Source organism: Streptomyces sp. WAC00040, from assembly GCF_056835925.1.
The window spans coordinates 292,651-306,612 of the sequence record NZ_JAKQZE010000004.1 but is presented as its reverse complement, the minus strand read 5'-3'; the positions used below and the strand labels follow the sequence as shown (position 1 = coordinate 306,612).

At 71.6% G+C, this 13,962-nt stretch carries 19 protein-coding genes; 4 read left to right on the top strand and 15 right to left on the bottom strand.

Annotated features, from left to right (window positions below; all coding sequences use genetic code 11):
* Window positions 1-88: 88 nt before the first annotated feature.
* Window positions 89-607: a GNAT family N-acetyltransferase gene (locus MDN94_RS31880; RefSeq protein WP_482729323.1), complete on the top strand. Its 519-nt coding sequence runs from the start codon at window positions 89-91 to the stop codon at window positions 605-607.
* Window positions 608-819: 212 nt separating this feature from the next.
* On the top strand, window positions 820-1,902 hold the full coding sequence (locus MDN94_RS31875) for a class I SAM-dependent methyltransferase (RefSeq protein WP_482729322.1): 1,083 nt from the start codon (window positions 820-822) through the stop codon (window positions 1,900-1,902).
* A gap of 71 nt (window positions 1,903-1,973) precedes the next feature.
* On the opposite strand, the gene MDN94_RS31870 is transcribed toward MDN94_RS31875, so the two are convergent.
* From MDN94_RS31870 to MDN94_RS31845, 6 genes are all read right to left on the bottom strand, one after another.
* A complete protein-coding gene (locus MDN94_RS31870) occupies window positions 1,974-2,195 on the bottom strand; it encodes a hypothetical protein (RefSeq protein ID WP_482729321.1) in 222 nt (73 codons plus the stop codon).
* Window positions 2,196-2,310: 115 nt separating this feature from the next.
* The gene (locus tag MDN94_RS31865; RefSeq protein WP_482729320.1) at window positions 2,311-4,953 is read right to left on the bottom strand and encodes a SpoIIE family protein phosphatase; all 2,643 of its coding nucleotides are present in this window, start codon (window positions 4,951-4,953) and stop codon (window positions 2,311-2,313) included.
* 291 nt (window positions 4,954-5,244) lie between these two features.
* Window positions 5,245-5,895 carry a phosphoribosyltransferase gene (locus tag MDN94_RS31860; RefSeq protein WP_482729319.1) on the bottom strand — a complete coding sequence of 217 codons (651 nt, stop codon included), beginning with the start codon at window positions 5,893-5,895 and terminating at the stop codon, window positions 5,245-5,247.
* 88 nt (window positions 5,896-5,983) lie between these two features.
* Complete coding sequence (locus MDN94_RS31855; RefSeq protein ID WP_482729318.1) at window positions 5,984-6,472, bottom strand: DUF5709 domain-containing protein; 489 nt, start codon at window positions 6,470-6,472, stop codon at window positions 5,984-5,986.
* A gap of 82 nt (window positions 6,473-6,554) precedes the next feature.
* Window positions 6,555-6,785 (bottom strand): DUF6480 family protein, encoded by a 231-nt coding sequence (locus tag MDN94_RS31850; RefSeq protein ID WP_441266287.1) that lies wholly within the window; start codon window positions 6,783-6,785, stop codon window positions 6,555-6,557.
* An 83-nt stretch (window positions 6,786-6,868) separates the two neighbouring features.
* Window positions 6,869-7,207, bottom strand: coding sequence for a DUF3140 domain-containing protein (locus MDN94_RS31845; protein WP_482729317.1), 339 nt, complete (start codon window positions 7,205-7,207; stop codon window positions 6,869-6,871).
* A 156-nt stretch (window positions 7,208-7,363) separates the two neighbouring features.
* Between MDN94_RS31845 and MDN94_RS31840 the strand changes: the two genes are divergently transcribed.
* Window positions 7,364-8,089, top strand: a complete 726-nt coding sequence (locus tag MDN94_RS31840; RefSeq protein ID WP_482729316.1) for a UdgX family uracil-DNA binding protein — start codon at window positions 7,364-7,366, stop codon at window positions 8,087-8,089.
* A 228-nt stretch (window positions 8,090-8,317) separates the two neighbouring features.
* On the top strand, window positions 8,318-8,908 hold the full coding sequence (locus tag MDN94_RS31835; protein WP_482729315.1) for a hypothetical protein: 591 nt from the start codon (window positions 8,318-8,320) through the stop codon (window positions 8,906-8,908).
* A gap of 78 nt (window positions 8,909-8,986) precedes the next feature.
* On the opposite strand, the gene MDN94_RS31830 is transcribed toward MDN94_RS31835, so the two are convergent.
* The 9 genes from MDN94_RS31830 to MDN94_RS31790 form a co-directional block, all read right to left on the bottom strand.
* The gene (locus tag MDN94_RS31830) at window positions 8,987-10,048 is read right to left on the bottom strand and encodes an NAD(P)/FAD-dependent oxidoreductase (RefSeq protein ID WP_482729314.1); all 1,062 of its coding nucleotides are present in this window, start codon (window positions 10,046-10,048) and stop codon (window positions 8,987-8,989) included.
* Between the two features lie 100 nt (window positions 10,049-10,148).
* Complete coding sequence (locus MDN94_RS31825) at window positions 10,149-10,451, bottom strand: gas vesicle protein K (protein ID WP_482729313.1); 303 nt, start codon at window positions 10,449-10,451, stop codon at window positions 10,149-10,151.
* Window positions 10,448-10,672, bottom strand: coding sequence for a gas vesicle protein (locus tag MDN94_RS31820; RefSeq protein WP_482729312.1), 225 nt, complete (start codon window positions 10,670-10,672; stop codon window positions 10,448-10,450). Before MDN94_RS31820 ends, MDN94_RS31825 begins: the two co-directional genes overlap by 4 nt.
* Window positions 10,669-11,517, bottom strand: coding sequence for a GvpL/GvpF family gas vesicle protein (locus MDN94_RS31815; protein WP_482729311.1), 849 nt, complete (start codon window positions 11,515-11,517; stop codon window positions 10,669-10,671). Before MDN94_RS31815 ends, MDN94_RS31820 begins: the two co-directional genes overlap by 4 nt.
* A complete protein-coding gene (locus MDN94_RS31810; RefSeq protein WP_482729310.1) occupies window positions 11,514-11,900 on the bottom strand; it encodes a gas vesicle protein in 387 nt (128 codons plus the stop codon). Before MDN94_RS31810 ends, MDN94_RS31815 begins: the two co-directional genes overlap by 4 nt.
* Window positions 11,897-12,133 (bottom strand): gas vesicle protein GvpG, encoded by a 237-nt coding sequence (locus MDN94_RS31805; protein WP_159694737.1) that lies wholly within the window; start codon window positions 12,131-12,133, stop codon window positions 11,897-11,899. Before MDN94_RS31805 ends, MDN94_RS31810 begins: the two co-directional genes overlap by 4 nt.
* 3 nt (window positions 12,134-12,136) lie before the next feature.
* A complete protein-coding gene (locus MDN94_RS31800; protein WP_482729309.1) occupies window positions 12,137-12,856 on the bottom strand; it encodes a GvpL/GvpF family gas vesicle protein in 720 nt (239 codons plus the stop codon).
* Window positions 12,853-13,287 (bottom strand): gas vesicle structural protein GvpA, encoded by a 435-nt coding sequence (locus MDN94_RS31795; protein WP_482729308.1) that lies wholly within the window; start codon window positions 13,285-13,287, stop codon window positions 12,853-12,855. Before MDN94_RS31795 ends, MDN94_RS31800 begins: the two co-directional genes overlap by 4 nt.
* 107 nt (window positions 13,288-13,394) lie before the next feature.
* Entirely contained in the window at window positions 13,395-13,772 is a 378-nt protein-coding gene (locus tag MDN94_RS31790) for a gas vesicle protein GvpO (RefSeq protein ID WP_482729307.1), read from the bottom strand.
* Between the last annotated feature and the right edge of the window lie 190 nt (window positions 13,773-13,962).

The following is a 13,962-nucleotide window of genomic DNA, read 5'->3' as shown; positions in this document are numbered from 1 at the left end:
GGTCCTCTGCGAAACAATCCGGCTATGGCGGGAAGGGGGCGAACCTCGGCGGGTCACCGCCGCCGGACGAACCCGTCATACTCGTTCCATGACGTCGCCCCTGACATCTGCCGGCGCAGGCCGCACCCGGGCCGATGGCCCAGCGGCCCCCGCGGTCCGCCGGGCGACCGCCCGGGACGCGAAGCGGCTCACCCGCCTGGTTCGCAGTTCCGGTGCCTACCAGGGCCACTACGCCGCCATGGTCGCCGGGTACCGGGTAGGGCCGGACTACATCGAGACCCATGAGGTCTTCGCCGCCACGAGCGAGGACGCCAGGGTTCTCGGTTTCTACGCCCTCGTGCTGCCGTCGCCCGCGCTGGACCTCATGCCCGAACTGGACCTCATGTTCGTGGCCGACGACGCCCAGGGGCTGGGCGTCGGCCGGTTGCTGGCCGAGCACATGCGCGGACGTGCCCGCGCCGCGGGTATCGACGCCGTCCGTGTCGTGGCGCATCCGCCGGCCGAGGGCTTCTACCTGAGTGTCGGTGCCCGGCGGACCGGTACCGTGCCCGCTCGCCCGCCGGCCGTCATGTGGGACCGCCCCGAACTGGTGCTCCCGACGGCGTAGCGGTCGGCGAGACACCGCCACGGTCCAGGTCTCGGCCCGGCCGTAAGGCTGCTGTTCCACGCGGACGTTGAGACCTCTCGGTTCGCGGCTCACCGGCGCGCGGCCTGCTGGCGTTCTTGATCCGTAAGCTCTTCCGTCCGTATTGCGGCGTAATGTGACATATGTGGGTCGCGACCCGCGGCTCGCCCCGCAGTGCGGCGGAAGGAGCGGCCATGTCGGATCTGGATGCGCGGCGCACGTCTCCCGACCTCGCTGAGCAGGAAGCGTTCGCCGGAGAAGTGGTGGACGTACTGAACAAGGGCGCGCTCGCCCTCCTGATCAGCGTCGGCCACCAGACCGGCCTGTTCGACACTCTCGCCGGCCTGCCTCCGTCGACCAGTGAAGAGATCGCCAAGTCGGCCGGGCTCGACCAGCGTTATGTGCGGGAATGGCTGGGCGGCATGGTCGTCGGCGGCGTCGTCGAGTACGACCCCCGGCACGAGACGTACACGCTGCCGCCCGAGCACGCCGCATCGCTGGTCACCGCGGCCGGACCGGACAACCTGGCCGGCATGATGCAGTACATCGCGCTGATGGGCGAGGTCGAGCAGCAGGTCGTGCGCTGCTTCCGCGACGGCGGGGGAGTGCCGTACTCGGCATATCCGCGCTTCCAGGCGCTCCAGGCCGAGGAGACGGCCAGGGTCTACGACCAGGCGCTCGTCGACACCATCATCCCCCTCGTACCTGACCTGCCGGAGCGGTTGCGCGCCGGCATCGACGCCCTCGACGTGGGAACCGGTCAGGGCCACGCACCCGTGGTGCTGGCGAAGGCCTTCCCCCGCAGCCGCTTCCACGGCCTCGATCAGTCGGAGGCGGGCGTGGAGGCCGGCCGTGCGGAAGCCGCCCGGCTCGGGCTCGGCAACGTGCGCTGCACGATCGGCGACGCGGCGGAGGTCAGCGGTGAGTACGACCTGATCACGGCGTTCGACGTCATCCATGACCTCGCCAGGCCGGACGCCGCGCTGGCGGCGATCGCCAGGTCGCTGCGGGACGGCGGCACCTTCCTCATGGGGGACATCGCCGCGTCCAGCAGGCTCGAGAAGAACGTGGGCCACCCCTTCGGGCCCGCTCTCTTCGGCTTCTCCGTCTTCTACTGCATGACGACGTCGCTCAGCACCGGCGGAGCCGGCCTCGGCACCGTCTGGGGACAGGAGACCGCCGTGCGGATGCTCAAGGAGGCGGGCTTCACGCGCGTCGACGTCCGGACCGTCGAAGGCGACCCGCTCAACGTCTACTACGTGGCGCGCAAGGACTGACCCCAAGGCACGCGCCCGGTGCACGCCGTCACGCGCACCGGGCACCGGGGCCCTCCGGAACACCGGCCCGGTCAGGGGGCGGGCGGCGCCCCTGGTCGCCCCATCTGCTGCCGGACCGTGTTCCCGTCCCCCGGGACGATCATGTCGATCAGCGGAGTGGCGAGCAGGCAGTGCTCGAACTTCGGGATGGTGTCGGCTTGTTCGCAGGAATTCCGGCCGACATCCCGCCCGGCCCCGGACCGTTGCGCGAGAGAGACGTTACGGACGGACAACCCGGCAGGCAGGAGTGACATTTCAAAACTCCCCGCCCCTGCCGCCGGCTGCACGCTTCTCGTCCGCTCAGCAGGCCACCCGGGATTCTTGTCCGCAGGTGAGCGTCCGCTCCCGGCAACACCGGCCCGGCGCATGTCACATGCCGGACCCGGGCAGCGGTTGTTCCGTCCAGATGACCTTGCCCTCGGACGTGTACCGCGTCCCCCAGCGTTCGGCGAACTGCGCGACCAGGAACAGGCCGCGGCCCCCCTCGTCCGTGATGGCCGCCTGCCGCAGGTGCGGCGACGTGCTGCTGCGGTCGGACACCTCGCAGATCAGCGCGCGGTCCCGGATGAGCCGCACCTGGATCGGCCCGGTGGCGTAACGGATGGCATTGGTGACGAGCTCGCTCAGGATCAGCTCGGTGGTGAAGGCGTCCTCCTCCAGACCCCACTCCGTGAGCCGCTCGGCAACCGCCGCCCGCACCCTGGCCACCGCCGCCGGGTCCGACGGCACGTCCCACTCCGCGACCTCGTCCGAAGCCAGGACCCGCGTACGTCCCACGAGCAGGGCGATGTCGTCCCGCGGACGTTCCGGCACCAGGGCGCCCAGCACCGTCTCGCAGGTTTCCTCGGGCCCCTGTCCGGGGTGCTCGGCCAGGGTGCGGCGCAGCAGCTCGAGCCCCTCGTCGATCTCCCGTTCCCGGTCCTCGACGAGCCCGTCCGTGTAGAGGACCAGCCGGCTGTCCTTCGGCAGCTGCAGTTCCAGCGTCTCGAACGGCAGACCGCCCAGCCCCAGCGGCGGACCGCCCGGTACGTCCGCGAAGTCGGCCGTGCCGTCCGGGTGGACGACGACCGGTTGGAGGTGCCCGGCCCGTGCCATGCTGCACGTGCCCGACACCGCGTCGTAGATCGCGTAGATGCAGGTGGCGCCGGTGACCCCGGCGTCCGCGCCGTCGTCGGTCTCGTCCTGGTCGATGCGGGCCACCAGCTCGTCCAGATGGAACATCAGCTCGTCCGGCGGTAGGTCGAGGCTGGAGAAGTTGTGGACGGCGGTACGCAGCCGCCCCATCGTCGCGGCGGCGTGGAGGCCGTGGCCGACGACATCGCCGACGACGAGGGCGACCCGTGCCCCCGGCAGCGGAATGATGTCGAACCAGTCACCGCCGACACCGCCGAGCCCGCCCAGCCCGGCCTGTGCGGGACGGTAGCGGTAGGCCACGTCCAGGGCGCTCTGCTCCGGCAGCGTGCGGGGGAGCAGGCTGCGCTGGAGCGTGACCGCCATGGTGTGCTCACGCGTATAGCGACGGGCGTTGTCGACGCTGATGGCGGCACGCGCCACGAGCTCCTCCGCCAGGGAGAGGTCCTCCTCCTCGAACGGCTGCGGGTTGCTCCCGCGCCAGAACAGGGCCACCCCCAGGATCACGCCCCGCGCCCTCAGCGGAACCGCGATCACCGAGTGGATTCCGTGTTCCAGCAGCATCCGCGCCCGGTCCGGGTCCTGTTCCTGCCATCCGGCGAGACGGGTCAGGTCCGCCTGAAGGACCGCTTCGCCCTTCCGCGGCCCGGCCCCGATCGGCGTGGTCGGTGCGAACCGGATCACATGCCCCAGCGGGTAGAGAGCCGTATCCCCGGAACCGCTGAAAGCCGTGCGGCGCATGTTCGTGCCCGCGCCGGTGCCGGTCGGCTCCTCACCGCGCAACACGGTCTCCGCCAGGTCCACGGTGGCGAAGTCGGCGAACCGCGACGCGGCGAACTCCGCGAGCTCCTCGCACGTGCGGACGACGTCGAGCGTGGTGCCGATCTCGGTGCCCGCGTCGTAGAGCAGTTTGAGCCGCCCTCTGGCCACGTCGGCGCGCCCGGTCAGGGTCTGGAGCTCCGTGGTGTCCCGCAGGGTCGCGACGCTGCCGGGGGGTCCGCCGTGCTGGTCCGTCGAGCGCTGGCTGACCGCCACGAGCCGGTCCCCGACCGGGATGACCTCGTCGGTCACGATCTTCCCGGACGACAGCAGACGGGCGGCGAGCGGATCGAGACCCAGCTCGGTCACCAGGGACCCGTCCACGTCCATCGGCAGTCCGAGCAGCCGGCGGGCCTCGTCGTTGGCGAGCAGCAGCTGGCCGTCGCCGCCCACGATGATCACTCCCTCACGCACGGCGTGCAGCACCGCGTCGTGATGTTCGTACATACGGGTCATCTCGGCGGGCCCCAGCCCGTGCGTCTGGCGGCGCAGACGTCTGCTCACCAGGGCCGTGCCGCCCGTGGCCATCAGCAGCACGCCGCCCGCGGCACCGAACAGCAGCGGGAACTGCTCCTCGACGACGCCGCTCACCCGTTCGATGGTGATGCCGGCGGAGACCATGCCGATGACCTTTCCGTCACGTCCGAAGACCGGGACGATGGCCTGGACGAGCGGACCGATGGTGCCGGTGATCTTCTCGGTGAAGACCTCGCCGTTCCGCGCATGGCTCAGATCGCCGACGAACTTCTTCCCGATCCGGTCCGGCAGCGGATGCGTGTAGCGGATGCCGTCGGTGTTCAGTACAACGATGAAATCGACACCGGAACGCTCGCGTGCCGCCTCCGCCTTCGGCTGGAGCACCGCGGTCGGATCGGGGCTTTCCAGCGCCTCTTCCATCCCGGGGGAGTTCGCGAACGTCTCCGCGACGGCGACCGACCGGTTACGGGCCTCACGCTCGCTGCCCGCGCGTGACTGGAACACGAGCGCCGCCATGGCCGCGGCCACCAGCAGCACCACGATCGCCACCTGCAGGAGGAAGACCTGACCTGCGACAGTTCGCATCCGCAGAACCGAGCGCAGGCGGCCGGAGCGTGGTGCGGCCATAAGTCTTTCTACACCTCCGCCGTGAGCCGGGCGAACCGCGCGGAGCGGGGCGTGGACGCTCGTACGCCCCACCCTGCCGCGAGTTGCTCAAGCATGCCAACGCAGGTGGCCGTACCCAAGGTCTTTGCAAAATCCGGGGGATCGAACCTCCCTGCGTCCACCGGAGCGCCCCGTGCAGGCACCGGACAAAGGGCGGGGAGGTGCGTCCGGGCCGGACGCACCTCCCCGCCTTCTGTCCGCGGGCTCTGCTCAACGACCGTCGGCGAACCCCCGCAGGATGGCGATCACTTCGTCGTCACCGACCTGGTCGAACTCCTCGTACCACTGGCCCACCGCGTAGAACGGCTGCGGCTGGTGCGGGCACAGCACCTCGTCCGCCTCTGCGGCGAGCGCCCGCGCCGCGTCCGGGGAGCCCACCGGCACGGCCAGCATCACCCGGCGCGGCTTCATCTCGCGGACCGCGCGCAGCGCGGCACGGGCCGTGACCCCGGTGGCCAGGCCGTCGTCCACGACGACGACCGTCATGCCCGTCACGTCGGGCGCAGGACGGCCGCCCCGGTAGAGATCCTCCCGGCGGCGCAGCTCCGCACGTTCCCTGACCACCTGCGGGCTCAGCTTCTCGGCCGTCAGGTCCAGCATGGCGAGGGTCCGCTCGTCGTAGAGCGGGGGTCCCTCGCCTGCCAGCGCACCGACACCGACCTCCGGGTTGTACGGGGCGCCGATCTTCCGTGCCACGAGGACATCGAGCGGGGCGCCCAGCGCGCGGGCGATCTCGTCGCCGACCGGTACCCCGCCGCGGGGCAGCGCCAGCACGAACGGGTCGGACGGCACGCCCTCGTCGCGCGCGAGGAGCCGGCGTGCCAGATCGCGCCCGGCCTCCCTGCGATCGTGGAACAACATTCCTTGCTCGCTTCCGCCCTGCCGCCCGGAGCCGCGCAGGGCTGCTCTTCGCGGATTGCCGCCGGAGCCCGGTCGGGGGGACCGGGCTCTAGCGCTCGCCCAGGTCCTCGTCGTCGGTGACGTGCACCGCGGCCTCCTCCGCGGAGGCGGCGCCGCCGTCGATGCCGACATCGCGGGCCACCATGTCGCTCGGCCGCCGGGGAGCGGGGTCGTCGGCGGGCGTGAGCCGTCCGGCCCGCGGCCCGCCGGCCTCGTCGTCGACCGGCTCGCCGGCGCCGCCCTCGAGGTCGCCTATGCCGTCGCCCCGTGGCGGCTCCACGTCGGGGCGTTCCTGCGCGAGACGCTGATCGAGGCTCTCGCCCTCCTGCTGCTCCTCGCCGGTGGTGCCGTGCTTGCCGACGGCCAGCGGACGCTCCGGCGGCGAGAAGCCCTCCGCCATCGTGTCGTCGAGACCGCGCTCGCCGATGACGTTCTGCATGTCGAGGTCGTCGCTGGGGCGGTTCTGCACGTCCGAGTGCTCCGGCTGGTAGACATCGTCGCCCCGGGCCTCTTCGTGCTGAGCTGCTTCGTCGGACATCGGGTCCCCTTTCTGCGACGTGATCGAAGACTTGCGCGGCCGCACCGTCGACGGCGAGGAGTACGGGCGGCCGGACGTTCACTCAAAGGATCATGATCAGCGCGTAGGCCAGGAAGAACGCGGCGAAGACCACGACGACGAGCCCGATGGCGATCATCGGACCCTTCGCCCAGCCGCGTGACAGGTCGGCGGGCGGGCCGGTCTCCGAGCCGGTGCTTCCCTCGCCGGGCGGCGTCTCACCAGGGGGGACACCCTCGCCGGGGCGGACGCCTGAAGTGTTCCGCGGGTCACGATCCGGGGGCTGACTGTTCATACCGGGCGAGTGCCCTCAAATCCACCGAATCAACAGTCCTCGGCAGTCCGGATCTCAGGTCTTCACCACAGGGCGAACAGCCGTCATCCGGCCTTCAGCGGGTCGTGCCCGAGGCTCATCAGCCGGTGTCGCCGGCCCGTGTCGTCGGTGGTCGCGGCCGCACCCTGTTCCTCCCGCTCCGACTCGACCGTGTCCACCACCTCGTACATGACCCGGACGTCCTCGTCGGTGAGATCGGTGCGGCGCTTCCGGAGGATCGACAGGACGTGGCGGCCGGTGGCCGGACCCGCCCCGTCCGGCAGCGGCTCGCTGTCCTCGTCGGCGTCCTGGATCTGCAGCCAGGCGCTCAGCTCCTGCGAGGTCATGTTGACGACGTTGTGGAACTCGTCCCAGAGCGCGTCGAGTTCAAGGGCGTTCGTCATGGGCTCGGCCTCCCGGTACCTGGTCATGGGGCTGCGTGCGTATACGCGGACACGGCGCCGGCCGCCACGGTGACGGCCGGCGCGCGAGTACCGCCGAGCCGTACGGGTACCCGCCCGACCACCAGCGCGAACCTGCCGGAACGGGAGGCGAGGACGGTGTCCGTCGAGGTCAACGGGGACAAGAAGGAAGCGGGACAGGGCTACGACGCCGGCCCCTTCCTCCCGCAGCGCGGCGGCCTTCCGGCCCTGCGCAAGGCCGCGGCCGGATGCGAGGGGTGCCCGCTGTTCCGCAACGCGAGCGGAACGGTCTTCGGTGTCGGCCCGTCGTCCGCCCGCGTCGTCGTCGTGGGGGAGCAGCCGGGCGACCAGGAGGACCGGCAAGGGGCGCCCTTCGTCGGACCGGCGGGCAGGCTGCTGCGCGAGGCGCTCGAGGAGGTGGGCATCGAAGAGGAGTCGGCCTACTTCACCAATGCCGTCAAGCACTTCAAGTTCGAACCCGCGGCCCGGGGCAAGCGCCGGATCCACAAGCCGCCCAGCCTGCGGGAAATGTCGGCGTGCCGGCCGTGGCTCGCCGCCGAGCTTCGGGTGATCGAACCCGAACTGGTGCTGGCTCTGGGCGCCACCGCGGGCAAGGCCCTGCTCGGCAGCTCGTTCCGGATCACCGAGCAACGTGGCCTGCTGCTACCCATGCCGCCCTGGGACGCCCTCGGCCGCACGGACGTGGCAGGCGCCGACGGGATGCCGGCCGAGGAGGCGGCCGCACACGGCTGCGTGGTCGGCACGATCCATCCGTCCGCGGTTCTGCGTGCGGACGACCGGCGTGCGGCCTATCGGGGCCTGGTCACGGACCTGCGGGTGGCGGCCGACGTACTCGCCGCCTGAACACCGGCCCGGCGCCCTCGGCCCGACTCGCTGCGGTGCCCGGCGGCCCCCGCCCGCCGGGCACCCCGCGCCGGCCCGGCCCGCTCCGGTCGGACCGGCAGGGCCCCCGGCCCGCCCTGCTCGCCGGCACGGGCCGGCCGGCCAGGGGCCGATACGGGTGACGGATACGATCATGGCCGCCGGCTCGGAAAGGATGCCGGCGGCCTCCTCGTACCTGAAGGAACCGACATGTCGGCCGGCGCCGCGCAGAAGACCACCGACCTTGCCCGCACGGTCACCGACGTCCTCCAACCCCGCAACGTCCTGTTGCTCGGAATGCTCGGGATCGGCCTCGCCGCCGCAGGCAGCTGGACCGGCCTGCCCTGGGGTCTGCTCGGCGCCCTGAGCGCGGGCATCGTGCCCGCCGCCTACATCGAGCGGGAGCGGCGCCGTGGCACCTGGGGCGACAGGCATGTCGTCGACCGTCGGCAGCGCGCCCCGATCTTCTTCGTGATCCTCGGCTCCATAGGCGTGGGCGCCCTGGTCATGGTCCTCGGCGGCGCCCCGAGCGGCATCCTGGTCGCGATGACCGCCCTGTGGGCGATGACCGTCGTCCTCCTCGCCGTGAACACCGCCTGGAAGATCAGCGTCGACTCGGCGGTCGCCTCCGCCGTCACCGCTCTGCTCGCCGCACTCCACTCCCCGTGGTGGACCGCCGGTTACGTCCTTGTCGCGGCGGTGTGCTGGTCCCGCGTCGCGCTCGGCTACCACTCCGCGGCCCAGACCGCCGCGGGGGCGGGCCTGGGCGCGACCACCTCCGCGGTGACCCTGTTCCTATGAGCTCACGTCCCCCTGACCGGTGTCGTCCCACCGGACAGGGGGACCCGGCGCGACGTCGGAGCCCGGGCACCCGCTGGGTCAGCCGGCCGCGGGAGCCTCGCGTCCGCGCTCCGCGCCCGCGTGCGCGAGGCCGTCCCGCCGGTAACGCTCGACGGCTTGCCGGGTCTCCTGCGCCGTCAGATCCGCGTTGATCGCCCCTGCCGCGCGGACTCCCGCGGCGGCCGCACCGATCACCTGGTCGGTCACGTTGGCGCCGTTCCCGGCCACCCACACGCCGGCTACCGCGGTCGCGCCGGTCGGGTCGGCGGCGACCCGGGTGCCGATGACCACGCCGTTGACCTCCTGTTCGCTCGCCTCGAGGCCCAGCCCGGCGAGGAACGCGGCGCGGGCGGTGAACAGCGGCGCGACCACGAGCGCCTGTCTGGCGATGACGTGGCCGCTCTCCAGGGCCACCCCGCTGAGCCGGTCGTCCGTGACCTCCACGGACGTCACCCGGCCGTCGACTACGGCGATGCCGCGGGCGGCCAGCTGCTCGTACTCCTCCTCGGACGGTTCGGGGCCGGTGTGCAGGAAGAGCGTCACGTCGTCGCTCCACTGCCGCCACATCAGGGCCTGATGGACGGCCATGGGCCCGGTCGCCAGGACGCCGACGGCCTGGTCGCGCACCTCCCAGCCGTGGCAGTAGGGACAGTGCAGGACTTCGCGGCCCCACCGTTCGGCCAGCCCCGGGACGGGGGGAAGCTCGTCGACCAGGCCGGTGGTCACGAGCAGCCGGTCGGCCTCGACCGCCGCCCCGCCGTCGAGCACCAGGCGGAACCGGCCGTCCGCGAGCCGCTCGGCGGTGGCGACGCTGCCCCGGACGAACTCGCCGCCGTAGCGGCTCACTTCGGCGCGGCCCGTCGCCAGTAGCTGCGACGGCGCGACGCCCTCCTGCGTCAGGTAGGAATGGACATGGCCGGCCGGGGCGTTCCGTGGCCGGCCCGCGTCGACGACGAGCACCGAACGACGGGCCCGGGTCAGCGCGAGGGCTCCGGCGAGGCCGGCGGCGCCGCCGCCGACGACCACGACGTCGTAGCGCGGGCGGGCGGGTACATCGGCGGCCGGGCCGCCGGCAAAGGTCTGAACCGTGTCTGTGGGCATGTGGTGTACCTCCGTTCGAGGAGATACTGCGCCCGCCGCACGCCACACAGCAAAGTCTCTTGCCGAAACAGCAAGGAATCTCTGCGGGGCCGGGTCCCGGTCATTCGCCGCGCGGCAGCAGGGGGCCGAGCGGGCCGAGGTCGATGTTCAGATCTCCGGGCTCCAGGCCGAACTTGTCCCGCAGGACCTCCATCCGGTCCTCGAGCAGCATCAGCGTCACGCCTATGCGCTCCTCCTGGTCCTCCGTGAGCTCACCGGTGTCCACGCGGCGCAGTGCCTGCCGCTCCATCAGCTGCCTGAGCAGCTCGACCACGGTCAGCACCAGCCTGGCGAGATCACGCTCCACGGTGTCCGGATCGAGCTCCACCCGGCGACGCGGGCCCTCGGTCCCGTTCCCGCTCATCGGTGCTCCTCCAGGTCCGGCCAGGGCGAGGGGACCCGCGGACCGACCGAGCTGATCAGCGCCGACAGATCGATCCTCACCAGGTCCACGTCGGCGATCCGCAGGGTGAGGTCGCCGGTCAGGACCACGCCGCCGGCGAGGAGCCGGTCCAGCAGGTCGACCAGCGCCAGCTCCCGCCGGGCCGCCGGCGCGGTGTCGTCGATTCCGCCGGTCACCGTCATGTCCCGGCCCTTCCCTCCTGTGCTCCCCGCCTCTCCTGGCCGCCCGGTGGCGGTGCCTCCGACGGATCGGAGAGGTCCGCGAAGGAGTACGGCGCCCAAGGCCCGGTCAGCTCCACGCGGACGCCCACGTCCCGCGGCGTCAGCCGCTCGACCTGTCCCACGAAGGCGTCACTCTCCTCACGGCGCACGAGAAAGGCGGCGTTGAGCACGTTCACACCGGACGCCCGCGCCAGTTGACCGCTCTGGGGCCTGTGCAGCCGCTGCCCCTCCGCGCAGCGCGACAGCTCCGTGTGCAGCCGCCGGGCGAGCGCGTCGGCTTGGGCCCAGCTCTTCTCACGGGACTGCCGGCTGCGCAACCGCCGGCGCAGGTAGTCGCGGCCGGGCGTCCCCGCCCCCTCCCCGCCCTGCGTCTGCTGTTCCGGGGCCGGCGCCCGGTCCGGTTCGGGGTCGGACTCCGCGTACAGCTTCACTCCCCACTCGACCCGACCCTCGAGTCTGTCGAGGTTCGTCGTGAAGCGATGACGCCCCTCGTCGAGGAGCCGGCGCACCCCGCTCTCGCCGCGGCACACGGTCGCCAGCCGCAGCGGAACCACACCCGTGACCGCGCTGACGGCGCGGACCACCGACTCGTGCGCGCGGGCGGTCCCGGCCAGCCATTCGAGGTCCTCCAGGCGTTCACGCAGAGGCGCCTCCTCGAAGTCCTCTGCCCTCACGTCGCTCACCACGGCGACCAGACCGTCGTGCTCCATCGGGCGGGCGGGCAGGCCGCCGACGCCCGTTGCGGTGGTGGGCACGCCCCTCTCGAAGGGCCGGGCGACGGCGTACACGTACAGCAGCTCGTTCATGATGCGTCCCGCTCCCGCTGATCGTGCTCGGCAGTCCCGTCCCGCCCGTCGGCCGGCTCCCGGGCGGACGGCGAAGAGAGGGCCTGCAGTTCGGCCAGGCGGCGCTCCAACTCGGCGTTTTTCTCCTCGAGTTCACGGCGGCGTGCGCCGGAGGAGAGCCCGGGGTCGTGCTCCCACCAGTCGATCCCCATCTCCTTGGCCTTGTCGACCGAGGCGACGATCAGCCGCAGTTTGATGGTGAGCAGTTCGATGTCGAGCAGGTTGATGCGGATGTCACCGGCGATGACGATGCCCTTGTCGAGGACCCGTTCCAGGATGTCCGCGAGGTCCGTCCCGCCGCCGGAGTCGTACGGGCTCGGATACCGGCCGGTCGCTGTCGTCACTGTGGGCCTCCCTTCGCCGCCAGCCGCTCCAGCAGCTCGTCCTCGCGCCGGTCGAACTCGGCCTCGTCCATCTCGCCCGCCTCGAACCGTTCGACGAGCTCCGCGAGTTCCCGCTGAACGGCGGCGGGGTCGTAGTACTGACGCTCCGCCTCCGCCACCACCTGCCGCAGCACCCACGACGTGCCGCGGACCGGTGCGAGGGGAAGCAGCAGGAGTTCTCCCAGCAGGCCCATCGCTCACTCCACGAAGCTGTACGGAGGCAGCGGACCGTTGACCTGGAGCCGCAGCTGCGGGTTGGCCTGCTGGAAGGCGGCGACCGCCGCCAGGAAGTCCTCGGCGCGGTCCCGTTCCACCAGGTACGACACGTTCGCCACCCGGCCGGAACCCTCGGGAGCCGGCGCCGAGTCGACGGCCATGCCCTCGAGCGCGCGCTGCACCTCCGTACGGTCGAGTTCCTCGCGCTGCCGCACCGCCGCCACGATCAGTTCGCCCAGCCGCATCTTGTCCTCCTGGCTCCCACCGCCCGCGGCCTGCTGGGCCAGGCCCATGGCGCGCAGTTCGGGGTCGTCGGCGAGCACGCGGTGCAACACCGCCTCCTCGTCGTGATCGGCCTTCACGTTGAACTCGTCCTTGCCGTCGACGGCTCGGAGCCGCTCCAGGTAGTGCTCCTCCCGCTCGGCCAGCGCGGCGGCGACCGCCTCGTCGTCGGGTGACATGCCGCCGAACCGGAGGGGCAGCACGGCCCCGGCCGTACCGGCCTCGGTGAGGACGTTCTGATGGGCGAGCAGATCGCGGCGCTTCGGCCTGAGTTCCTCGGTCACGTCACTGACCAGGGCGGCGATCCGCCCGTGGCTCAGCACACGCACCGGCCGCGGCGGGTCTCCCACCCCGGGGGTGCGGGAAGCGCGTTCCAGGGCGGGGGAGTTACGGGCGATCCCGTAGACGTACGTGCTCACTCCTGCTCCTCCTTACGGCGCGAGCTGCTGGTGCTCCGCCGTGCCCGCGGCCTGGACTCCTTCTCCTCCTCGTCGTCACGGCCGCCGCTGAAGACCTCCGAGATGCTCTGCGCGGCGCCGGACAGGGCGCCCTTGGACTTGCCGCGGGCACCGGACTCGGTGATCTCGCCGACGAGGTCGGGGAGTCCGGGATCCTTGCTGTTGCCCGATTCGAGATCGAGGCGGTTGCACGCCTCCGCGAACCGCAGATACGTGTCGACGCTCGCCACGACGACCCGCACATCGATCTTCAGGATCTCGATGCCGACCAGGGACACGCGGACGAAGGCGTCGATCACGAGCCCCCGGTCGAGTATCAGTTCCAGGACGTCGTACAGGCCGGTGCTGCCACCGCGGCTGCCCGAGCTCTGCTGTGCCGGGACAACTGTCATTGCCGTATGCCCTCCCTGTGTGAGGCCGTGCGGGAGCGCGAACCGTGTCCGGCGCCCGCCGGGTCATTTGGTGGGTGGAGTGTTGGAGGCCGGGCAGTTGCCCGGCCTCAGGAAGACGAACGATCGGCCCGTCCGCGCTCGTAACGCCTCGTCCGCCGATAGGAGATCAGTTCGCCGTCACGGTCGACCTCGACCTCGTAGGAGGCGAGGAGACTCGCGGTGTCGGGTACGCGGGCGAGCTCGAGCACTTCGACGACGAGCTGCCAGCCGTCCTCCGTGCGGGAGAACGACGACACGCTTTCCGCGGTCATTCCCGTCAGCTCGGCCAGCTGGGTGCCCGCTGCGCGAAGCACCTCCACCGCCCGGAGGGGTCTGCCGTCCCGCTCCCGGTCCGAACTGCTCGTCTCCGACTTCTTCGTGCTGTCCGCGCTCTTCGTGTCCGATGTCTTGTCTGTGTCCGCTGTGTTCTCTGAAGTTCGTCCCATAGTTGCCTCAGGACAGCGGGTATCCGGACCTGCCGCTCCCAAACCCCCATGGGGGTAGCCGTCCCGGGGAATCGGCGCACGAGTGCTGATCAGGGCGATACGGACCGTCGGGACCGGCCGTCGCGGACGGGCTCGCCAGAAGAAGCAGCGTCATGGCATTTGCCCTTGCTTCAGCAGCTTTGATGCTTTC